General features: G+C 44.0%; 14 protein-coding genes. 9 read left to right on the forward strand and 5 right to left on the reverse strand.

Translation table 11 applies throughout. From position 1 onward, the window contains the following. Nucleotides 1–109: 109 nt before the first annotated feature. From MHN79_RS20965 to MHN79_RS01015, 4 genes are all read left to right on the forward strand, one after another. A complete protein-coding gene (locus MHN79_RS20965; RefSeq protein WP_239171307.1) occupies nucleotides 110–7,630 on the forward strand; it encodes a M91 family zinc metallopeptidase in 7,521 nt (2,506 codons plus the stop codon). A gap of 82 nt (nucleotides 7,631–7,712) precedes the next feature. Further along, entirely contained in the window at nucleotides 7,713–8,657 is a 945-nt protein-coding gene (locus MHN79_RS01005; RefSeq protein ID WP_239171308.1) for a hypothetical protein, read from the forward strand. Between the two features lie 230 nt (nucleotides 8,658–8,887). Continuing rightward, a complete protein-coding gene (locus MHN79_RS01010) occupies nucleotides 8,888–9,289 on the forward strand; it encodes an apolipoprotein A1/A4/E family protein (RefSeq protein WP_239171309.1) in 402 nt (133 codons plus the stop codon). A 223-nt stretch (nucleotides 9,290–9,512) separates the two neighbouring features. Then, nucleotides 9,513–14,045 carry a hypothetical protein gene (locus MHN79_RS01015; RefSeq protein ID WP_239171310.1) on the forward strand — a complete coding sequence of 1,511 codons (4,533 nt, stop codon included), beginning with the start codon at nucleotides 9,513–9,515 and terminating at the stop codon, nucleotides 14,043–14,045. A gap of 106 nt (nucleotides 14,046–14,151) precedes the next feature. Here MHN79_RS01015 and MHN79_RS01020 read toward each other — a convergent pair whose 3' ends face one another. From MHN79_RS01020 to MHN79_RS01040, 5 genes are all read right to left on the reverse strand, one after another. After that, complete coding sequence (locus tag MHN79_RS01020; RefSeq protein ID WP_239171311.1) at nucleotides 14,152–14,553, reverse strand: PPC domain-containing DNA-binding protein; 402 nt, start codon at nucleotides 14,551–14,553, stop codon at nucleotides 14,152–14,154. A 51-nt stretch (nucleotides 14,554–14,604) separates the two neighbouring features. Further along, entirely contained in the window at nucleotides 14,605–14,916 is a 312-nt protein-coding gene (locus MHN79_RS01025; RefSeq protein ID WP_239171312.1) for a DUF1496 domain-containing protein, read from the reverse strand. Nucleotides 14,917–15,018: 102 nt separating this feature from the next. Next, on the reverse strand, nucleotides 15,019–15,912 hold the full coding sequence (locus tag MHN79_RS01030; RefSeq protein WP_239171313.1) for a pyridoxal-phosphate dependent enzyme: 894 nt from the start codon (nucleotides 15,910–15,912) through the stop codon (nucleotides 15,019–15,021). A 66-nt stretch (nucleotides 15,913–15,978) separates the two neighbouring features. After that, nucleotides 15,979–17,238, reverse strand: coding sequence for a HAMP domain-containing sensor histidine kinase (locus tag MHN79_RS01035; protein ID WP_239171314.1), 1,260 nt, complete (start codon nucleotides 17,236–17,238; stop codon nucleotides 15,979–15,981). A gap of 1 nt (nucleotide 17,239) precedes the next feature. Continuing rightward, nucleotides 17,240–17,914: a response regulator transcription factor gene (locus MHN79_RS01040; protein WP_239171315.1), complete on the reverse strand. Its 675-nt coding sequence runs from the start codon at nucleotides 17,912–17,914 to the stop codon at nucleotides 17,240–17,242. Nucleotides 17,915–18,114: 200 nt separating this feature from the next. Between MHN79_RS01040 and MHN79_RS01045 the strand changes: the two genes are divergently transcribed. The 5 genes from MHN79_RS01045 (at nucleotide 18,115) to MHN79_RS01065 (ending at nucleotide 24,226) form a co-directional block, all read left to right on the forward strand. Then, nucleotides 18,115–19,122 carry a glycosyltransferase family 2 protein gene (locus MHN79_RS01045; protein WP_239171316.1) on the forward strand — a complete coding sequence of 336 codons (1,008 nt, stop codon included), beginning with the start codon at nucleotides 18,115–18,117 and terminating at the stop codon, nucleotides 19,120–19,122. Continuing rightward, on the forward strand, nucleotides 19,112–20,518 hold the full coding sequence (locus tag MHN79_RS01050; RefSeq protein ID WP_239171317.1) for a glycosyltransferase family 39 protein: 1,407 nt from the start codon (nucleotides 19,112–19,114) through the stop codon (nucleotides 20,516–20,518). The genes MHN79_RS01045 and MHN79_RS01050 overlap by 11 nt, the downstream gene beginning before the upstream one ends. Beyond that, nucleotides 20,511–20,918, forward strand: a complete 408-nt coding sequence (locus MHN79_RS01055; RefSeq protein ID WP_239171318.1) for a GtrA family protein — start codon at nucleotides 20,511–20,513, stop codon at nucleotides 20,916–20,918. The genes MHN79_RS01050 and MHN79_RS01055 overlap by 8 nt, the downstream gene beginning before the upstream one ends. Before the next feature lie 332 nt (nucleotides 20,919–21,250). Continuing rightward, entirely contained in the window at nucleotides 21,251–21,877 is a 627-nt protein-coding gene (locus MHN79_RS01060; protein WP_160927789.1) for a TetR/AcrR family transcriptional regulator, read from the forward strand. 57 nt (nucleotides 21,878–21,934) lie between these two features. After that, on the forward strand, nucleotides 21,935–24,226 hold the full coding sequence (locus MHN79_RS01065) for an acyl-CoA dehydrogenase (RefSeq protein WP_239171319.1): 2,292 nt from the start codon (nucleotides 21,935–21,937) through the stop codon (nucleotides 24,224–24,226). The last annotated feature ends 13 nt before the right edge of the window (nucleotides 24,227–24,239 follow it).

Consider the following 24,239-nt stretch of genomic DNA (forward strand, 5'->3'; position numbering starts at 1 on the left):
TAAATGCCATAGACCTTGGTTTTGTCACTTACGCGTTTTGTACGTTCTATCGTCGTTTTGATTGGTTATCGTTTGTCAGTTTTCTCAATTGCAAATTAAGGATAATCCCGTGCCTAACGACTCTAAAGTGCTTGTGCCCTACAACGTTCTTAACACCTCTTCCCGTGAGGCGACCCCGCTTCTTTATGCTGGCTCAGGCCTAACATCGATTGAAACCAACCGCGCGTCGGTTCAGCGCATGGATAAGTCACAAGCACCGTTTTTAGAGGCTATGGATAAGCAGGTAGCGCCAGCTTCTAAAGAGCAGCGGATCACAACATTGAAGGCCAGTGATGACCCTCTTGAATTGGTCTGGCAGGCGTGGCAAGACAAATACGAGCAGGCCAAAACCTTTATTGAGCAAGGGTACAATGAGCAAGAGATTGATATTCAGCGTGACTTAATCACAGAGCTTAAACAGGCCAAAGAAGCGATCACCAATATACCCGCTGAGTTGTCGTCACCCGTTGATGCCATGATAAGTGACGCTAATAGTAAGTCGAAAGGCTGGATTGATGAATTGGCCGAATCTGATAGGGCCAATGCGTATCAGCTTGCAAGACATATTGATAGTAGTTTAAAAGTGGTCACTGAGGCATTAAAAGCCTTTAAATACGACCAAAATCTAGAACTGGATTCTTGGAAAGAGAGAGTGTCTGCGGGATACAAACAAAAACACGGCCTGACCCAAGACACAGATAATCTGCGTCGTCATATCACTTTGCGCAGACACGCCGTGAGAGAGCGCCTCAAAGACGTGCGTCATGAACTTGAGTCGAGTAAGAACAAGATACAGCGCAAAGGTTGGCGAAATACCTTCAAACGCGAAGCGGAAGTCAAAGCCTATTTTGTTCAGGTGATGAACGCACTTGAAGTGGTGATAAACGATTTTAAAGGCAAGCAAAAACAGTTTGATCCGAGTTTTAAAGACAACGCTGCGTCTATGTTTATTTCAAAAGCAGGCCAGAGCAAAGAAGAAAAACGTCAGCGCGGAGAACATGAACAAGACAAGGAAAGTAAGAGCATTAACCTTGCCGATTTAGAAGTGGCTATGGGTGAGCAGATCCTCAAGTTTGAGGATGCAGCGATTAAAGCGGGTAAAGCGACCAAAAGCACGGTGGCCAAGATGGGCGAAGGGGCCAAAAACAAAATGGCCAAAGTGGCGATGCAAGTGGCCCGTACTCCAACCTATGTGGCACCTACCGCGTTGCACTTATTGCATAAAGCGCGCTCACCCATGGCCAAGGGAGTAAACAAAGCCCTTAACCATAATCTCTCAGATGAAGATCAAATCATTCGCTCTATTGTACGTAGCTTATGTTGGACGCTTATCCAGCCAGCGTTTCGTATGCAGTATGACTATGCGCCTTTGCTAGGCGCTGCACAATCACTAGCCAAGAGCAAACATAATACCGCCGGCAGTACTGATGTATTGGAAACGGTGACTGAGGGCAGTGCGGCAACCTCGGGTATCAACAAAGCGGCGAACGCTCAATCTGAGTATGGTTCAGGTGAGGCAGAGAAATCTCGTCAAGAAGTGCTTGAGCCTAGCCTTAAGAAAGCGCAGCAAGCATCAGAGTCACTGCTGGCGCAAGTGTCACTCGGCGGAAACGGTGCGCTAAAAGACGTACTTAAACACTATCAAGTTGACGCCTTAACCCAGCTCTTGGAGCAGCTCCAAAGCCTGTCAATTAGTGAAGATACACCAGATACAAAGATTCGCCCTTCACTTGGCAGAGACGTACAAACATTGAAAAACCTGTTGGCGCAAGAGCCTTCAAGTCGCGGCGCCCAATTGAACCAAATCTCAGTTTCAGAGTGTCAGCGTCTGGTGAACATCTTAGCCACCATCAAAGACATGGGTTTGTCTGAGCAAAGGTTTAACAAGACGATGGAGTACTTCCTTGGGGTTGGTCAAGACGTCTTATCTGAAGAAGGACAGGAAAGTCTTGGCAAGATTGTGGTGAAAATTGAAGATGCGCTGCGCAAAGGGGAAGCGTATAAAAAGGTTAGGGCAATGGCGCTGAGACTGCGTTCCCGCGCGACAAAAGCATCAGATTATCAAGACAGTAGCCTAGATAGCATCATACATAAAGCCCGCTTTGCTGGGTTAGCCGCCCGAGATGCCTACGATGAACTGGATTCTCTTGCGCTTAAACATACTGGCCAACCGCTTGGGCCTTTCTCGCGAAGATCGAGGGTAGCTAAAGACTGGGGTATGTGTGCCAATGAGGTCCTGCGTGGAGCCGAGCATACAGACGCTGCGCTTATCCCAGACACCGAGGTGATTCGTCATGCATTGACCGAGCGCAATATGCTAACGGGCTTGGTATCGGAGAAAGACCCCTTAGGGATCTTTTTCTCGACCCGAATTGCGGGCGAGTGGCGCTATGCGTATCGCGATCAAACCATTAAACCCATGAGCCCAGCAGAGTACGCTGCGCAGGAGAAAACACTGGCCGAGTTTATTGTTAGTTGGTCACAAAAACGGTTGGCACGCGGTGTGGTGGTCAGCTTTATTGAAGGCGGCATGGATGTGGTCGGTGGCTTGACGGTGACGCCAATTAAAATTGGGGTTCGGGCGGGTATTAAGGTGCCAATTTCTTTGATCCGTATTGGGTATGACGTTCATAAAATTAAGCAAGGCGTGATGCCAGGCGAAGATAAACCTTGTAAGGTGATTAAAGCGCGTATCACCCACAGGCTAGAGCAGCTGGGCTTTAAAATGGTGATGATCCCAGTTGGAAATACGGTGAAAACTGTCTTTGCTGCTGGGGTCTCGGCGGCGGCGCACGCGCACAATGCCATGGTGGAAAAAGAACAAGATAAGGTCAAAATTAGCTCTTGGGCTAAGGTACTGGGCACGGAAGCGCTACTTACAGGTGGCTCAGTACCAGTTACGCTTGGCGCGAAAACCGCGGCGAATTTAGTGAAGGAGCCTTCACCGAATTTAACCAGCGACGAACAGCAAGTGGTTGAACAAATTAAACAGACACTGGCGGGGGAATCGGCGTCTGAAGAGTTGGATGCTGTAGATGAGTCGAGCCCAATCTCTAACGCCTATCCCGATATTGACCGAGGGCAACGGGAGTTCAAAGAGGCAGTCGATCAATCGCTTGCAAAAATCGCCGATACCCCTTTTGGGCGTGACTTGATTGAGTCGATGAATAAGCAGGGGATTAAGATCACTCAGCCTAGTGAAGAAGAGCGTCTTCGCCAAGAAGATGGCCAAACGTTTTACGCGACTTATGCTAACCCTGAACAAAATACGATTTTCTTTGACCCATGGAATACCCTCGCAGCAGAAAGCGATGAGCAAGCGAATGATAAACCTTGGCTAAGGCGAGATCCCTCGATTGCTTTATTCCACGAAATGCTACACCTCTACTACCATAGCCATCCTGTGAAAGTGAATTATCAAAACGATTGGTTCACTATCGATGAGCTGGGTGCGAAATTGGCGCCCGAAGGGGCAAGTGAGGAAGAAAAAGAGTCATTGAGTCATGGGATCTTTGAACATTTTGTCGCAGGCGCTGACTACGATGCCAATGATGTCCATCTGGCTTTTTCTGACCCGAGCTTTATCGAACAGTCGGTCCAAGTCGGCAATGGTCGTTATATCAGTGAAAACGACTACCGTGAGGCTTTCTACCATGCACAAGGTCAAGCGGTAATCAAAAGGTTGGATTACGGAGATTCGAGTTTTACCGGCCATGATGGAGACAGGTATGCGCCAAGTTCACAGCAAAAAACCTTAGAAGAGGCAAGATCAGAACTTGACCAAATCAGGGGTAACATTGTTTCCCTTAAGCGTCGTAGAGAGAATTATCAAGACAAGTACAGAAGATATGTTCGGATGGATGGAGCGCAGCGAGAAGCAGATGATGCAGAGAGTCGCGCAGATGCGTTAGCGGATGATATAGAACGTGAAGAAAGGCGAGAAGCTGCAGTTCTTCGAACCATTGATAGGCTTGAGAATGCCCGAGCATATGCTATTCGTTCTGTTCTTACAAAACAGTCTAGATTATTGGACAGGTTAGACTTTTCAGCCTACAAAGGCTCAGCAGAACAGCTCCAATTACGTATGCTTGATGAACTAAAGAGTAAAAGTAAACGCAATCCTTCGATGTTAGATTATATCAATGTTGATCTTCCCCTGAAAAGTTTGGGTGAAGGGTGGGGCGTTGAAACAAGTATTGACACTGCACTCATAGATGATCTGCTAAAGATAGGCTTCCCCGAGTTAGATGATAGCATCAATACATCGAGTCCAGTATTAGTTAAAGCCAGCAATGGTAGCAATGGTGACGCATTGTACATATTGAATCTTGGCCAATTTTTAAGTACGGATTCATCCAGTAGGCTTGACACATCATTGGGAAAACGATGGTTTGAAGTGTTTGAAGTTCCACCGTCCATTGAATCAATTCAAACTGTACTGAAAAGCGTCCACGATAAGATTAGCTCTGAGCCAAGAGATAGAATGTCTCGTATAGTTTCAGCTCGCAACCGTTATGAAGAACTGAGACAAGAACTGAGTCCACATTATGTATTGGGGCCGCAGCAATTTGAGAGGGAGCCAGATTCTGCCGATATCCTTCTAGCTATGAATCATCTCAAAGGTGCAATTGCCTATCTTGCATATGACTATACCTTGCTTATTGGACGTCCCCCATCTTTGGAAGTACAAGGTGAGGGTTACTCTGGTTATATGAAAATGAGGAGTACGGTAAATCACTTAATTGGTGATATTGAGAGACATATAGAAGCTGAGTCGCGCAAAGATTATCTTGAACCATGGATGGCTGCACATTCTCAAAAGGTGTTAGGAGAACTCGGTAGTAATAACTTGGCGGCAATTGTGGGTACTTCAATGAATGCTTTGTTGCTCGGAGAGGCAGAAAAAGTTGCCCGACAGTTCCCTCGCATTCTGAGGGGTGACTCAGTTATTAAAATAATAAGACCAAAACAGGAAGATTTGGGTTCTCCAGTGTTGCGTAGCGTCCCTCCCGTCACAATGAAGCTCTCTGATATGTTGATGAAGACAATTCCGGCAGGCGAGTGGCGCTGTGTACAAAATTGTCAAAATGGTGGGCCGATTTCTGGTAATGATAAGAAAATGATTATCTCTGCTGTGACCCAAGCCCGTCATGATATGGAGTCTGAAATTCCATTTCAGTTTCAGCAGATATTAGATGAGAAGAGTACTGAACTAGCGACATTGTTGGAAATCACATTCAAGGCTCATACTCAAGAGTTTTTGAATCGAGAAAACATACCAAGAAACCATAAGCAGTTGCTGGAATCATTTTTGTCTGGAGAAACCGCTGCTTATAAGTGTGCTTATGATGGGAACACATTGTATCAGTCGGTCTTTATTCCTTTCGAATCAAATGATAACCAACATGGACGATACGATACTCTTGATAAGGATGGTTTACTCTATTCGCCTCAAGAGGGTTTTACTTGGATTCAAAGTAGTAACAACGAGCTAAGTGAGTCTCAACAGAGAGCTATACGGAGTGGCTTGACCCGAGGGGGCAAGGCTGCATTTTCTCGAGGGTTAGCGGAAAAGCAACCGAGTCAAGGGAGGTTGGGAAGTCATGATGATACCGTTGACCCATTAAAACGGTTTGACCCTAAAGTTGGTGGTGAATCTTACAATCCTGAAAACCTTACCGTTTATCTGAAAAACTCAATGTCAGAGTATTTTGACCACGTTTTTAGTGATAAGCATTTTTCACTTCAAGATAAATGGGATGAAATACATAGTTATCTTCAAACATCCATCGGTATTTTATCCCTGATAGCCATCCCTGTTCCTCAATTAGGGTTAGCTTTGGTTGCTGGTAACATTGCGGTGAGTATAGTCACGCTGACAAGCTCTAGTTCGAGTAATAGCGACAAAGCATGGGCGATTGCGGATATGGCTATGGAAGCACTGGGTTCTATTGGTGATGTCATTGTCCTCTCGAAAAAAGCGAGTCGAGTTTTGATGGAGACGCTAGAAAGGTTTGGCCCTGAGTCTGCTAACTTCAAACGCACTCTAGGTAACCTAGTAGGAACGGCAATTTCTGAACAGAAGGGAGGAGACGACCTACTCTTGGGCATAGCGCGCAGAGTGACAGGTGGTAAAGGTTGGGATGATCTTGGAGGACAACTTGTCGCAGCAGCCGATTCAAAAGGAATGTGCCGTGGTTTAGCATTTAAGGATGCTATAGCCCGAGTTAATGGCAATGTCGCAGATGACTTGCCCGTGTTATTTAAAAATGGCAATCCTGCCGTAGTTCAAGACGCGACAGCACTACATCATACTCAGCCAGTTGTTGCGGGTCGACCAGATATATCACGAAATCAGGCACGACATGTAACTAGGAGTGAAGTCTCGTCTAGGGGAGCTAATGTCGCGCTTGATAGTGATATGACCTACTCCCAAGTACAAGGGGAGTTACTAGCACAGCTTGAAAAATACGATAACGTCTCATTTGTTATTGGAACTCCTAAACATGCGTTATCGGTTTCGAAGGGAGCGTCTGGGCTAACGTTATACGACCCCGCGAAAGGGATTCGGCGGTGGAGCAATGCTGGTGACCGCAGCGCAATTGAAGACATGATAGCTTACATCTCTTCTGAGTACAGGAGTGGAATGTTACCTGCCAAAGGCGCTGATGCACTATCTCTTACTGTGATTACTAAAACTCCGGAGAAGCGGTTTGTTTATGCTCCTGCTGTCGGTAAAGACCCACTTGAGACGGCATTAGGGCAGTTTGATATTGATATGATTCAAAGTCGGACTCCTGAGCCACTATTTGTTAAGGATAATGCAGCTAAAACGGTTATGGAGGGACATTTGCAGACTCTACAACAAGAATATTCACAACTTGTTGCCGGAGGAGCAGATTTTGTTGAAAGGACTGCGTCTCAAGCGATAAAAACGGCTGCGAAGAAGCTGGCTTTACCGGGTACTTCCATTCAGAATGCAATAAATCAGTATTGGGTTAATGAATTAAAAAAAGCTGGGAAAAGCCATCAATTTGCTACTGATTTCGTACAAGTGCAAGTACGCAGACAGGCGCAGTTAGAAAGGCGTCTGGATATACTGAACAACCACTTCAGCATAGAAACACTAGATAACAACCGCCTATCGACTATGACGAAAGATAGTTCTATTACTATTGTTGGTCACGGTACTATTGCGACTGACGTCATAGCTGCTGATCTTAATCGTGCAGTAACTGTTAATGCCAGCGATATTGCGAGCGAACTCAAATCTGCTGGATTACCAACCGATTATGTTGATATTAGGACAGTGAGCTGTGGTTCTGCAGATGTCTTACCTATCGCTAACTTCAGTGGCGTTGAGTTATTTAACAGTGCAAAAGCGACAGCTGGCAGACAACCATTTGGTCAGACTCTTGCAAATGCTCTGCATAGAGAGGGTTTCACCAATCCGCATGTCAGAGGTGGACATGGAAAGCATACAACCTTTACGGATGCTGACGATACCGAACAAGCAACAGCGTGGGCAAGTACGATAGGTTCAGATTACGAAGATGTTGTTCGTCGCTTTACTCCTCAACTTACACCATAAATTAAAGATAGCTTTTTGAAGCGATTTATTTTTAGTCAGACACCGCCAGCATTGGCGGTGTTTTTTGCGTGTTATGGGAGAGGTGGCGAAACTAGATTCTTCTGGAAAATATGTAATTGACGATAAAAACACTTTTTCATTAACTGGTCCTGAATTAGCTCAAGTCCTTCGAGGAATGAAGCCACCGATCAACCTGTATCATCAAGGAGGACAGCCATTTCGACCCGTACATCTTTTGAGTTGCTATGCTAAAAGAGGGACTGCGCAGGACTTGGCAGATGAAATTAATCGGCCCGTAATTGCGTATTCAACTTATCAAACTCATACCGAATCTTTGCTTCATATGGAAGATCCCAGCTTTGAAGTGGGTTCGGGTTATCATCCCCTTGATCCAAGAAGGTTGGTGTCAGACAGTCATACCGCTAATCCCAGAACATTTAACCCGAGTTCGTGGCCGACTAAACCCAAAAACTTAGGTGAATTAGAGAAGCGCATAACGATGCAAAGCCTAAGTCACGCAGAGCATTATAATGTCTGCTACAACGCTGCGATTAGCGTGGCAGAACAAAGCGGAGAACTGTCTAACAAAGCTGTTACAAACTTGAGAGCTATTGCTTCTCGACCTAGAAGCTATAACAATCCAGACTATGCAAGCGTTTTCGAGTTAAACACAAGTTCACCTATGAGTAATTTGGTGGTAGACGATATTCAGGAATCCGGATTCCTTCACTTTGGAGGGGAAGGTGGAGAAGGAAAACGATTGTGGAGACATGTTGCCTATGCACATGTTAGTGAGGACGTGGGCGGTCAGAAAATTGCGACTATATATCAGGCCAATGGTGGTGGTTATCAGGTCGCTATGGGATTCAGTGCTATTGACCCTAAAATACATATAGCAACGGCGAAGGGACCATGGAATCAAAAGGTTGTAGGTGAATTAAAAGCACTCACTAACTACGCTAATCCATACTACAAATTCACACCTGTAAACAGGGTAAACGGCTTAGCTGACAACTTTATTTTATAGTTGTAGTTCTTCTTGAGTTTACACTTTATGGAAAATGTAAACTTGACGAGGAATCTAGGAGTGTGATTATTTTTTAACTAGGACATCTATTAATATTATGGTGTCCTTTTAGTTGTTATTTTTCGAAGTTTTACCTATATTATACATTGCCTCATTTATACTTTCTCTCATCGTTTGGATTGGCTATATTCGATGCCATATCATAAGTCTTATATTAAGGGTAATTTATCGTGTCGGATGAGTCTCTAGAACCTTCATCAGCAAATCCAATCAAATCTTTAACTTCTCTTGCAACACCATTGGTGTTTGCTGAATCTGGCCTTACATCAATTGATGCTAATCGTATCAAATCACATGGGGAAAGCTTTTGGCATTCTTTACAAGATACTTTTGAACATTCTGCTGATTTGTTGAAGCAGGAGATAAGTGAGCAGTATCATGATATTCATGACCAAGTGGAGGCCGAATTTCAAGAAGTTAAACACAACATAGAGTCTATCCCTGAAGAGATATCTAAACAGGTGGGTTCTGCTGTAGCCGATATGAAAGAAAAAGTGAGTGATTACCAACTTGATAAGCGCATTGAGAGTAGTTTCGATTCTTTAAAGAATGCTTTTGATGTATTTAAATGATAGTTCGCCTATTGAACTGAACAAATCCTAGCAACAGTGGATATTCCTCAAAAATAAAGGTAGGGAATTACTTTAAAATCAAAGTACTGAATTTTTCATTAATTATATGTGAGTGTTTTAATAGAAACCAAATACATTATCCATAGCTATTTACAATCCAGAAATATATATTTTCGATAGGCTGAAAGCTCACATTAATTTATATAATGAGGAGCTTCAGTTTATGACCGAAGAACAACATTCAATCCTTCCACAAAACCCCTATATATACGGCAATGTACGGGACATTGCTCTACGCCCAGAAGTGGGCGAAATTATACAGGCTACACCATTATCTTCATCATGGAATGGTATTTCAGATGAAAAGTCGCCTAGTCGCTCAAGGCGGCGTCGAAGAGATACATCCTCACAGACTCGACCGCTATCTGCTCAGAATCAAACGATTCTAAGAGTCCACGCTAGTTTGAGTCATGAGATAGAAAGGCGGGCACCTAATCAGCTTAATGATTTGTCGTCTGAAATATTTATGATGGAAATGCTCAATTGGCTTCGACTCCGATTTGTTGGAGATCCGATAGCATTGAACTATATCGACGATGACTTAACCACACGTAGTTTAAGTTTGCAGTGGAGCCTTGAGAGTGACGCAGATGATCAACTGCTAGATGATCTTCTCAAAGTTGGGTTTCCAGACCTTACTAGTGGAGTGAGTGCTAGAAGTCCCGCAATTGTAGTTAGCCCAATCTATTATGAAAACTATCAAAGCACAGATGCTTTACATATATTGCCATTAGGTAAGGTGTTTGGTTCATCTCAACCTATGAGTATAGAAACTTATTGGGGGAAGGTGTCATGTAAACGGGTAGATCAAACAGAGTATCCTGAAACGCGAAATCTAATAGGTTTGCCTCCTGCTCTAGAGAATATTAAAGAGCCATTATTGTGGACTTATAATCAAATCCAGTCAGAGCCCAAAGACCGAGTCGAGCGCTGTTTTTCCGCCCAATCTCGATATCAAGAAGTGGAAAAGGGCAAACAAGGTTACTTTAGGTTTAATAAAGGGGATTTTGATCGTAACCCTCAAGACCCATTGATTGCGAGAGCCTGTACTTGGCTAAGAGGTAGGATTGCCTATTTTGCTTATGATCTTGCTTTGTTCACTGGCAATCCTCCTCAGTTGGATCCAGTAGGTGGCGGTTGGTCAGAGGTTGTAAAACTTCGCACAATGTATGATTGCTTGCGTGGAGATCTGGATAGCTATTTAAACTCATCAGAGTCGAGAAACTTAGTTGAGCCAATGCGCATAGCAGAAGCTAAAGAGTTTGCAGAACTCAACTTATCCGATCTTGTAAACGCCAATATCACCAATTCGCTTAATGATGTTGTTAGAGAATTTGTTCAGGATTTCTCAAAGGATTACCCAGATGTACTTACAGAGAATTCGGTTTTTGAAATCGATACTGTTGATGTACCTATACCAAGTGAAGCTTGGTTAGCGGGAGAATACGCCTATTTAGCTAACCCAAGTCTTTTTGGCGATAGCAAAAAACGTATGTCACTTGCTGATATGTTAATGCAAAAAATCCCTGCTGGTCCTTGGCATCACGTTCAGAATGGTCAGACAGCGAGCGCCGTGCCTGATGAGCATAGAAGGGCTATCAAGGAGCGGATTACTCGCGCTCGATATGACATGGATACTGAAATACCGTTCCGTTTTCAGCAGTTACTTGACTCAAAACGTGACTATTTTTCTCGTGTATTTGATACGAGTTTATCTCTTCATGCACATGAGTTTATCCATGGTCCACATCAGTCACATCAAAAGAAGCTGGTCGAAGACTTTCTTGCCGGTAAAAAGCCCGCCTATAAGTGTGCTTTTGATGGCAACACAGTATTTGGCACAGTGTTTATTCCTTATCAGGTTGATGATACTTCATCCCCTTGGCAGGCTAATCTAAACAAAAATGGACTTCTTTACTCGCCATTCAATGGCTTTGTTTGGCTAGAGGGCTACCAGTTTAGTAAAGCGCAATATGCTTCCATTCGAAATGGCTTATTGCCGGAAGGTAAATCAGCTCTCGATGCCGCTAAAAATGTGGGAGGTCTTTCAAATAAAGGCGTGATACATCCCGGCTTGCCGGGCATGGGAGGGGTGATTTATACCGATCTTCCCCGTATTCCTACTGGCCCCATCTTGGACTTTGACGTGCGTGTCGGTGGTGAAGAGATTAAGTCAGGAAACCTCTCTCATTACTTAGTCAATTCAATATCGGAATACTACGATAAAGTATTTGATTTACAGCATCTTTCTTTACAAGAACAGTGGGATGAGATCAGAGATCACTTAATGCTCGCGGTCAGCATTTTAAATATTGTCGCTATCCCTTTTCCTTATTTAGGCTTGGCTTTGATCGCAGGTAACATGACGATCGCCATTGTCACTTTGACGGACCCAAGGTCTAGCAGCAGTGATAAAGCTTGGGCAATTGCCGATCTTTTATTGGAGCCTTTAGGCGGAGTGGGGGATGTCATTACATTGTCTAGGTCGGCTATGAGAACATTAGGAAGCCTGCCTAGTACTTCAAGAGGCATTGAAACATCAGAGTACATGAAAAAATTGGCTGGATTAGCTCAAGATGCGTTGCAAGCGAAGCGAGGAGTTAATCACAAGTTAGAGGGAATGATTCGACGTATTGGTAGAAGAGGGACTCATGCGAACTTTACATCAGGTACATCACTACCAAACTCAAAATCCAGCGGACTTTGCCGAGGGTTGGCACTTAAAGATGCGATTAGTCGGCTCAATGGCGCTCCGATAGATAATTTGCCTAAAGAGCTGCGAAAAAACAGGTTAATAGCCGATGATGTTCAAAATCTTCATCGTACTCAGCCGATCGTAACGGACAGGTCTCTCGTTTTAAGTAGTGATGAAGCAAGATTGGCAACACGCAGAGCGATTGAAGATCCAAGTCGAGGAAGTAATTTCGTTGCCTTAGATGAAGAAATGACCTTCTCTCAGGCCAAAAAAGAATTGCTAGTTCAGCTAGCCAAACATAAGGATGTCAGTTTTGTGATTGGTACGCATAGTCATGCAGTATCTCTGTCAAAACAAGGGACTGGAGCTAATGCAGGATTAACATTTTTTGACCCAGCGAAACAAACACGGCATTGGCTTTTGGGTGACGAAGAGAAGAATATTTCCGAGATACTCAGCCATTTTGCCTCTAGATATGACTCTGGCGTCTCGAAAAAAGTCGATGATCACCCGCTACTATTAACGGTCATAACTAAGCAACCGGAGTCTCGGCATATCTATGTGCCAAAAGATGGAATTGAGTCACTAAAAGCAGCGGTTTATCAGCTTGATCTAGACCTTTCTCAGGGGAGGCTTATCCAGCCTATTATGGTTAAAAACTCAGTTGCTAAGACTAGGATGCAGGCACATTTAGATTCATTGAAAACCTCAGAATCTAGCCTTACTCCACTATTAAATAAGGTGACAATAGAAGAAATCCAGCCTAGCCACTTAGCAAGCTTACCCGCTGAAAATAGTGCAATCACTGTGATTGGGGATCCTAGTGTCTCTGCATCAGAGATTGCAACTGATCTTCGAACATTACCTGAAGGCTATCGCGATGTTCGCTATCTGGATGTTCGTTTCGCAACCAATAAGCGATCGGCAGAGGTTTATCAAATAAGGCAAGCTCGCCGCGAAAATATCATCCGATTTGAAACCACTGGCGTCAGTACCGATCCTTGTGAAAACTTAGCGGCAGAGATGCGAAGTGCTGGTCAGTCTAATATACAAGTAAGAGACGGGGATTTGCCTTTCCCACAACGTAGAACTTCAGATGAGTGGCGCCGGATAGGTATAGAGCAGCAAGGGAAAAAAGCGCATCAGACTGCATCAAGACGAAATGTCAATGCTTGGGCAAGTACTGAGGGTATGGGGGGAACTAAAACACCACAAAACCCAAATGGTAACATAAGTAGGGCATTTTCCAGCCCGTATGACCGAGAGTTAAATGTAACCTATCGCAAAATACTAAATAAAGAGACCAATAAATTTGAGAATCGCTTACAAGGGGCATTTCCAGATAGTGGGGGTAACACAGTTTGGGAGAGTCTGGATACTAACGAAGAATTTGCTTATAGACTTGCACATCGCCAAGAATTCGACAACGTTGGAGACTTGGGGGTGGGGAGTCAAGGAATAATCGCAAGTTTGAATCCATATTCTTTTTCCCACCATAGCCATACTTTTGAAGTAGGGTCGATAAGAAACAACCATTTTACCTTGGAAAGCAATGCTTTTCTTACTTATGTTGAAGCTAAAAAAACAGGAAATTTTGAAATGTTATATGGTGATGAAAGTCAGTGGTTAGTTGATAAGTTTCGGACGAAGAAAAATGACTTTGCTCGAAGTGAAATTGAAGACAACATTCACTTTCGAACAAGAGCAGATAGTGGCGAACATCAACTAACAGAATTTACACTTCAAGACTTCATTAACTTTATTGAAAAACAGTTAGCTAAACGTAGTAAAATCAAGAGGGCAAATGACCAGAGTATGGAGCAAGTCGCTCAATCTATGAAGGATACGGCCAGTCATATGGGAGCCACTCCTGATAGCTTGTACTTGGATGAGGCAAGCCAAGACTTTATGGCTAAGTTAATACAAAAGGTGATTTTAGATGACGCCAAGGAACTTGATGTAACCGATCTTATAAAGGCAGCAAAGAGAAATAGAAATTAGCGACGGTCATATATACAGTGTGACTATCAGTGTATCTAAATTTGACAATTTAATAGTTGTAGTTCTTATAAGTAAATACACTAGGAGCCAAACTGGCTCCTATTTTTTACTCGTTTGTATCTATTACCAACTCACTGTAGCCAGTTGCGCTATCGTGCTGCCGAGAAAATTTCAGGTTTGGATAGTGGTGAATTATCAGCTCGGCAGTGGTATCAACGATGGTATTGTCCAGTAAATGCCCACCCATGACCTTTCCCGTTTCGTCGGCAACCGATAGGTGTATATGTTGATGACCCAGCGTGAGTGTTCCCATCATAGAGACAATCTCAAAGGGTTGAGTCAAAGTAATTGATTGTGTGGCGCCAGCAAGGCGCAGGCTGACTTGCGCTAAACTCCCGACACAGGATGCGATGGACCCTGCTTGTATAGCATGTTTGGTCACCAGAGACTGGATTTGTGTTTTTAAGTCTTGCCCTTTAGTTAACCTTATTACGATAGGTTCAATCATTATTTGTTCCTAACCTTGCGTAGCGAGTGTTTGCCAAGTGTCTCATACCACTTATTTTATTGAATAGGTTTTAACATTTGGGTCAGGAGCTTGCGCTGAAGGTTTTGCTTGGTTAGCTTGCTCTAGAGGAATCCATTTGAGCGCGCCGTTAGTCTCAAAATCATTTGCGCGATCGCAAGTCATATAATGCTCTCCCACCTGCAAAATTGCGCCCAAAGAATACGCTTGATCTTGATAGTAACAAACCCTTTTACCTGCATTGCCGCTATCTATCGCAATCACTGCTTTGCCTGGAGTGGTAATGATATTGGCAGAGGCTGGCCCTGCGAGAATTAAAAATACGGCCAAAAATGATTTGCGCATATCGCCTCCTAAGCAATAAAGGTCTACTAGTAAAGAGTAACCAGATATATGGGTTAAGGCGACAGCATCAGCCACAAAAGTAAATCATGACCCAGAAAAGCACTAGCGATCAAACTTTCTTTGGTATCTGGGCAGCATACTTTCGTTACCAAGTACGCCTCCTTGGTGGATATATAAAATGGTTTTATCTGAATTATTTGGGTGCCAATTGAGTAAACATTGCCACATCATTGGGTCGTACAAGAGATCAAATTCAACTTGGGTTTGTTCGAGCAGAGCCTGCCATATTAGGTAGTCATTGTGATACAGCTTACCAAAGTGATGTTTGCTATCAAGTTGCAAAATGTTTGGATGGTGCTCAACATCAAGAGACTGAATCTGGTCAATTAGGTAATCTTTACCGCCCACACAGGGACAGGTGATCACCTCTGTCCCATAAGGCTTAAGGAAGCTTTGCAGATAAGCGCTTGTTGTTCCCGTACCAGAGGGAAGAGCAACAACAAAATCCATAGATTCTTGCGATTGGCCCCAGCGATAAATTTCGTCTGCTAACCCTTTAACTCCAACTTGAGCGTCTTGCTCCCTTCCTCCTTCGGCTACGACTAAACAGCTTGAGTCAGGACAGCGGATAGTTTGGATAAAGTCTACTGGATGAAGGGAGGTATCATGCACTGCAATCACTTTAGCCCCAAGTTTTATAGCGCCATCATAATTACCGATTGGTTTGTTGCGCAGCCAATCAGGGATACGGTCAACGTAGTACTCAAGCGTCCAACCTTTCAGTTTACAAAGCGCTGCAAGTGAATAAAGAGAGTTAGCTTGAGGGCTGCCATAGCTTATTAAAGTCTTAACCTGAGGTCTAACACTTTGCAGTAGATACATGAATTTACGAGCTTTATTGCCACTAAACTGAGGGTGGAGCAAATCATCTCGCTTTAGAAAAAACTCAATACCTTCAAACTTGTGTTTAGTAATGGGAGAGTTGCTTATCTTCATTCGGGGTTCTGTTAAATGCCAAGACAAGCAGTGTAACTCTTAAATCTGGCTTATCAGAGCAATAAATTAAAATTCTATTTGCGCCAGACATCCTCGATTGGGGTGATTAGTGAGACTAAAGCGCCATTTGTAACGCTGGCAAAGGTCATCAACGATCATTAACCCAAGACCATGACCATTGGCATCAGGACTTTGATTTAATCCTGGTCCGTCGTCGATGATGGAAAGTCGGTTCTGGGACAGCTCAACATCGATTTTACCGTTGGCTGTTGCAGCGATAGCGTTACGGATAAGATTACCCACAATCATGGTGACGACTGCTGGTGTTGCGCGAACCTCAGGCTGCCCTGATATTTGCATTTCTATTGAGATAGATTTCTGCTTGGCTTGATCGGTATGAGAGAAGATAATTGACTCCAGTTCAGCTTTGCTGATTTCGCGTAATGGTGAGTCGTCGATATTACGTTCGTAACGAACTATGGATAGCAGAGCGTCGACCATGACCGTCATTTGTGTACTGGCCTCTTCAATTCGCGTGATTTGCCTGTGTTGAAACTCAGAATGTTCTGAGCGGCTGAGAAGTGAATTTGCGCCTTTGACAACAGTTAAGGGGGTCCTTAACTCATGACTAGCATAGCGGGCAAATGCTTGTTCTCGTTTAATGGCAGTGTTCAAATCATGTCGATATTGATTAAGTTGTTGAGTGAGTATTTGGAATTCATCTGCAGCGCCTTCGCCAAGTACAAAAGCTTGGCTTACGTCACCTGAATGCTCTTGTAACTGTTTAGCGATTTCATTGACAGGTTCAATCAGGCGCACTGATAGGCGATAAAGCAAAGTACCAAACAAGAACATGAGTAAAGAAACTAGGGTAATGACGAGCAAGCCTGAATAAACAAATTCATCGGTGTTAAATTCGACTTTATCGATCAAAGACAATAACACTAAGGTTTTGTCTTCGCCTTTATCGGTATACGAACCTTTATAGACCATGTAAGCATTAGGGTGCTCATCGGAATCTACCTCGCCGAGATAGGTATCATATTGCTCAGTGTACTGGCGATAAAACTCAGGCAACAGAGAAAGATCATTGTAGGCTTTGGTTAGGCTGTCAATTTCTATCATGCCTTTCTCACCATTAAGGAAACGTTCTACCGCTGTGTCTCTGTCTATCAAAATAAGGCGCTCACCGACACGATCTTCAGACCAATCAAGCGAGAACATAAAGATCATAGAGATAATGACACCAATGACGCAGGAGATAGTGGCAAAAAAGAGCGCTAGACGTCCTGTGAGGGTTCGAGTACTGGAAAGAAAGGGTTTCATTCTATATTTCCTCAAGCCTAAAACCTATTTTCGGTAAGGTTGTTAGCATTGGGCGAGAGAAAGGCTTATCAAGTTGATTACGCAATTGATAAATGTGGCTACGCAGGACGTCATTATGGGGCTCTTTTTCTTGCCAGAGTTTTTCAGATATTTCACGCCGAGTCACAATTTCTGGGGCTTTCAGACATAGCTGTTCGAGGATGGTGTAAGTCGTAGGGTTGAGTGCGAGCTTTTGGCCTTCTCTGTATGCTTGGCGAGTTTTTTGGTCAACTCGAAGACTTCCAAAACTGAGAGTACTTTGCGTCACTTCACCACGGTAACGCTTAATGAGTGCTTTGATGCGAGCCTCGAGGATCTCCAAATCGAAAGGCTTAGTTAAGTAGTCGTCCGCACCATGTTTAAATCCATTAAGCATATCTTCGCGATTATCCAGTGCCGTGAGCATAAGAATAGGGGTATGGTTACCGGCATCTCTTAACGCGTTGCATACAGTTAAGCCATCCATACGGGGTAGCATAAGATCGAGAAGAATTAGATCGAAGTTCTCATTAAGGGCTAGCTGTAAACCAAGCTCGCCATTATCCGCGTAGTCGAGCTCCATTCCAAGACTTTCGAAATAGTCAAAAAGCACCCCCGCTACTTCACGATTGTCTTCTACCAGCAGTATTTTATTCATACCTCCCCCCTTAAACACTAATAACAGCAGATATTACGTGAAAAAAATGTCAACGACATTGTTTTCACACTGCTGTCGGTAAGCTTGCTTAAGTCTAGGACTGAAGTGAAAAGTGTGCGCGATAACGCTTCGGTTAATGTTAGGAATCAGTACGTATTACGAAATATCAGAGTACGTACACCAGTAAAGTGATGTACCGCATGGGACTAGTGACACCATTACCAAACCAATCAAGAGGCGTAACCTTGTCGGTTATTGTGCCTTTTTACAATGAAGAAGACGTTTTACCCGAGTTACACCATCGACTTATGTGTGTGTTAGAAAGCTTGTCTGAGTCCAGTGAAGTTATCTATATCGATGATGGCAGTACGGACAAAAGTAGCGAGATCGTGACAAGTTTTGAATCAGATTTTGCTTCAATTCGTTGTATCGAATTAAGTCGAAATTTTGGCAAAGAAGCAGCGATGAGTGCAGGACTTGAGCATAGTCGGGGGCTTGCTGTGATAATCATTGATGCGGATTTACAAGATCCTCCAGAGCTAATTCCCAGTATGTTAGCAAAATGGCGTCAAGGCTATGATGTTATCAACATGCAGCGCAGTGAGCGGCATGGCGAAACCTGGCTGAAGAAAACCTCAGCAGCCCTGTTTTATCGCTTAATGAACAGTTTGGTCAAATCTGACATTCCAGAAAATGTGGGTGATTTTAGGCTTCTGAGTCGTGAAGTTGTCGATCATATTAATCGCCTTCCCGAGCGCAATCGATACATGAAAGGCATTTTTGCTTGGCCGGGATTTAGCCATACCACGATTCCATTCAAGCGTGACGCAAGATATTGTGGTGAAAGTAAGTGGAATTACCTCAAATTACTTGGCTTAGCCATTGATGGCATCACTTCATTTTCTATTCGCCCCCTACGCCTAGCAACTTTGATCGGTGCCTCCATTGCACTAGGGGCATTTATTTATGGCGGTTTTATTGTTTTGAAAACGGTATTACTTGGAGAAGCTGTCAGCGGATATCCGTCACTTATGGTTACACAACTTGCGTTAGGTGGTATCCAGTTGTTATCGATAGGATTACTGGGAGAATATGTAGGAAGAATCTTTATCGAAGCCAAAGCTCGTCCTCTCTATTTGATCCGCACAGTGACAGAAAAATCAGCCTCTGCGACTATTAAACAAATGGAGAGAAAGCGTGAGTTTTAATCGGGTGCATTTATGGATTTTACTTGGCGTGACCTTAGTTACTCGATTGCTGAGCTTGGGCGCTTACCCTCTTATGGATACAACCGAAGCGCGCTATGGTGAAATGGCCAGGTTAATGGTTGAAACCAATAATTGGATAACGCCTCAGTTTGACTATGGTGTACCATTTTGGGGTAAACCTCCTCTTTTTGCGTGGATGAGCGCACTGGGTATCAAGCTATTTGGCGTGAATGAGTTTGCTGTCCGCTTTCCGCATTGGTTAGCGGGCGTTCTAATTGTAGGATTGGTTGCCTACTTCGCTAAGCGGGTGGGCTTTAGTGGTCTAGTCTCAGCCTTGGTTTTATCAACGTCTGGTGTATTTCTTATTTCGGCTGGTGCTGTGATGACAGATATCGCACTTACCTTGGGGATGTCGCTAGCACTAATAGGGTTTTATTTGTGTTGGCAGGGCTCAAAGTTATGGGGCTATCTTGCGTTCTTAGGTTTAGCAATCGGTCTGTTAGCAAAAGGGCCATTAGTCATTGTTCTGGTAGGGTTAGCTGTTGTTCCATGGCTTGTGATGCACCATGGCTTTTTGGGATCGTTAAAAGTGCTATGGCAAAGGTTTCCAATGGTTGGCGGGCTATTGGTGATGGGGGCTATTTCTATTCCTTGGTATATTGCTGCCGAGCGAGCCACACCGGGCTTTTTAAATTATTTCATTATCGGTGAGCACATAAAACGATTTGTTGTCAGTGGCTGGCAAGGTGATCTCTATGGGACTGCTCATAATGAAGCGCGTGGCACCATTTGGTACTTCTGGCTTTATGCGGCTGCGCCATGGTCATTGATTCTCCCTATCCTGTGGTGGAACAAGCGTAAGCAGTTGGGCAAAGGTATTGACCCTGAAAGTGGGTTGTTGAGCTTTCTTATTTTTTGGATGCTATCACCCATGCTTTTATTTACCTTTGCGGGCAATATTTTACCCGCTTACGTATTGCCGGGCATACCTGCAATGAGTGTGCTGATTGCGATTTTACTATCTGACGAAGGCAATGATAATCAATGGTTTAAGATTGTTTCTGGTGCTGTACCCATCCTTCTACTTGGGGCGGTAATCTTTATTCAGTCAGGGACAGGTAATAGGCGAAGTGATAAGGTTCTGCTTCGTGATATAGACCCTAGTGTACCCACTTACTATATTGGACGGCGCCCATTTTCTGGCCAGTTCTATAGCAGCGGAAAAGCGAAATACCTTCAAAATTACGAAGTCTTAGACCATTTAAAAAGAGTGCAGCTTATTGGTAAGAAAGAGGCTGTTGAAGAGGTCGTTCATAGTAAAAAGATGAATTGCTCTATCGATATTGTGGAACATAGTCGGCGAGTATTATATCGATGTGAGCGCCCAGGTGAGTAGCAAAATAGTAAGTTTTGCTGTCGTAGGCGGAGTGGGTTTCCTCGCTGACTCTGCTTTATTCTCAGCCTTGTATTATGGGTTGGAATTCGAAATTCTGACAGCACGCATCGCCTCATTTTTGTTTGCGGCAACTATTACTTGGTTAGGCAATAGGACGTTTACCTTCGTAAATGTTACTGGCGCTAATGCTGCGATCCAATGGCTGAAATTTATGACAAGCGCAACAGCCTCCTTACTTCCTAACTTAGCCACGCTTAAGCTCATTATGTTGTTTTATACGAATGAAAGTACAAGTGTAATGGTTGCTTTCATTGGTGGGGTTTTATCTGGAATGGTCAGCAATTTCTTACTTAGCCAGTATTGGGTGTTTGGTAAAGAAGAAGCGATAAGAACACGATAAATCAAGTTGATAAAAAAAGCCCAGAGCAATCCGGCCCTGGGCTGATACAAAACATAGGAGTTATATAAGAAAAAGCAGCGTAAATTAGTCACGTAAGTCGAGCAAGCAAGGTCTTCATTAGTCTGCAAACTCTATAAATATTGGCTAACTACATATAGTCAGACTCAACTCTTCTCAATCGGTTCCATTATTTTGCAAAATTATTTTATTTTTTAAAGTTAGCCAACCTACACATCTGGTCCGACCATTGTTAAAAAATGTGATGTTAATAACTTGTTGAATACTTGTTTCGGTTGTATATTTCAAACAGATGTTTAATACGAGCGATTGAAATATCGATGAGACAGACGACCAAAGACAAAATCCTAGATGTCGCTGAAGCCTTGTTTGCCGAGCATGGTTTTAATGACACGTCACTGCGGACAATCACTAGCAAGGCTGGCGTTAACCTAGCGTCGGTCAATTATCATTTTGGTGATAAAAAGACCTTAGTGCGTGCGGTGTTGAACCGATACCTAGAAGCCTTCATGCCTGCAGTTCAAGATGCGTTGATTACACTTAACCTCAATCACAGTTACTCGATGTCAGATGTCTTTGAGTCGTTGAGAGGTCCACTACGAGCACTCAATGATATAAGGCCAAATGGAACAAGCCGATTTATGTTATTGATTGGCAGAGGGTATACCGATGTACAAGGTCATTTGCGTTGGTTTATCACCACTCGTTATCAAGAAGCTTTATCTTTGTTTACTCAATCGGTACTCAAAGCGAACCCAAACCTGACTCAAGAAACCTTGTTTTGGCGGCTTCACTTTACGCTCGGAACTTGCGTTTTCACTATGGCTTCAAGTCAAGCTTTGATGGAAATTGCAGAAAATGATTACGAAAGGCAGATGGACGCTAAATATATCGTCGATCAGCTTATTCCTTACTTAGCTGCTGGTGTGGCGGCTGATTAAGAATGGGATACAACAATTATAAGTTGGACCACCAACTCGTGACAAAAGGAACTTATTATGTGCTCTTTACGTAGAAAATGGGTCAGCGACCCCGCTTTTAAAATGTTCAAGAAAGTACTGCCACCTCTTTCCAGTACGGAACGAGAAGCGATGGAAGCGGGCAGTGTTTGGTGGGATGGCGAACTTTTCTCTGGGCGCCCGGACTTTTCTAAGCTGCACAAATACCCGATGCCAAGTTTATCGGCGGAAGAGCAATCTTTTGTTGATAACGAGTTGGAAACTTTGCTCTCTATGCTAGACGATCACAAGATTGTTAAGCATGACAGAGATTTACCAAAAGAGGTTTGGGAATATTTGCGTAAAGAACGCTTCTTTTCGTTAATTATTTCAAAAGAATATGGCGGACGTGAATTTTCAGCGCTTGCTAATTCAACCATTGTTACCAAAATAGCGACACGCAGTATCAGTACGGCGGTATCGGTTATGGTTCCTAACTCTCTTGGGCCAGGTGAGTTGTTATCGCATTATGGCACGCAAGAGCAGAAGGATTACTGGCTCCCACGCTTGGCTGATGGCACCGATATTCCGTGTTTTGCTTTAACAGGCCCTGAAGCAGGTTCTGATGCTGGTGGCATACCAGATGAAGGCGTGGTTTGCTATGGGAGATACAAGAATAAAAAGGTACTAGGTATTCGCCTCAATTGGAACAAGCGTTATATCACGCTTGCGCCAGTGGCCACCGTATTGGGCCTTGCCTTTAAAATGTACGATCCTGAAGGTTTGATTGGTGACAAGAAAGATCTCGGTATTACCTGTGCGCTGATCCCTGCAGATCACAAAGGGGTCGAAATAGGCGAGCGTCACGATCCTATGGGATTAGCGTTTATGAATGGCCCAACCCGAGGCAAAGATGTCTTTATTCCTATGGAATGGCTGATTGGTGGACAAGAGTACGCGGGTAGAGGCTGGCGAATGCTAGTTGAGTGCTTGTCAGCAGGGCGTGGTATTTCATTACCAGCGTTAGGCACAGCAATTGGTCACTTAACGGCACGTACGACAGGCGCTTATGCGTATGTACGTAAGCAGTTTGGGATGTCAATTGGTAAGTTCGAAGGAGTCGCTGAAGCACTGGGCCGAATCGGTGGCTTGACGTATCTTCTAGAAGCCAGCCGCACATTGACTACCACATCGCTGGATTTAAAAGAAAAGCCGGGAATTGTCACCGCCATCGCTAAATACCATATGACAGAGATGGCCCGTACCATTTTAAATGATTCAATGGATATTCATGCCGGGCGCGCGATTCAAGATGGCCCTATGAATTATCTTGCTACTCATTATCTTGGTATTCCTGTTGCGATCACGGTCGAAGGAGCGAATATCCTGACTCGTAATCTGATGATATTTGGTCAAGGGGCAACCCGTTGTCATCCGTTCGTTCTCAAGGAAATGGAAGCCGCGGCTAACCAAGATCAAGAGCAGGGTGCGAAAGAGTTTGATGACTTGTTATTTAAGCATATAGCTCACGCGGCTAAGAATACTTTTGGTGCATTCGGCGCGGCTCTGACAGGCTCTTACTTTGTTAAAGCCGATATGAGCGGCCCAACCCAAGTGTATTACAAGGACTTAACTCGCCTCAGCCGCGCTTTGGCAGTGAGTGCAGACATCGCCATGGCAACGTTGGGCGGCGATTTGAAACGTAAAGAGATGATTTCCGCTCGTCTTGGTGATGTACTGGCTTACCTATATATGGGCTCAGCAGCGCTGAAGAAATATGAGGACGAAGGGCGTCAGCAGCAAGATTTGGATTATGTTCACTATTCTGTTCAGCACTGTTTACATAATGCTGCCCAAGCTCTGACGGAAGTGTTTGGTAACTATCCACAGAAAATGGTTGGTGTGTTGCTTAAAGGCTTGATATTCCCTCTTGGTAATCATTTCAACAAGCCAAGTGACGACTTGACGGTAAAACTAGCTGAAAGTCTGATGACTCCGGGCGTTCACCGCGACCGACTCACTCATCTTTGTTATGTGGGCAAAGAGCAAGATGATGCGGTTGGTTTGATGGATGAAGCCTTCCTTGCCATGTACGGCATTAAAGGGCTTGAGAGAAAACTTATGAGGGCAGCTCAGGAAGGTAAAGTCGACCGCAAAGGACCGCTTAAAGAGCGCCTCGAGCAAGCTCTGGCAGCAGATGTGTTCAATGAAGATGAAGTGGAACAAATTATGGCGGCTGAAGCGCTGCGCTATAAAGCTATTCAAGTGGATGACTTTAGTCATGATTTGAGCCAAGTAACAACGGGCGGCAAATCCAAGAAAGGCAAAGCAAAGCTCGATAGTGTTGCCTAACATCTACTATACC

The sequence above is a fragment of the Vibrio sp. Of14-4 genome (genome assembly GCF_022347625.1).
Lineage (GTDB): Bacteria > Pseudomonadota > Gammaproteobacteria > Enterobacterales > Vibrionaceae > Vibrio > Vibrio pristinus.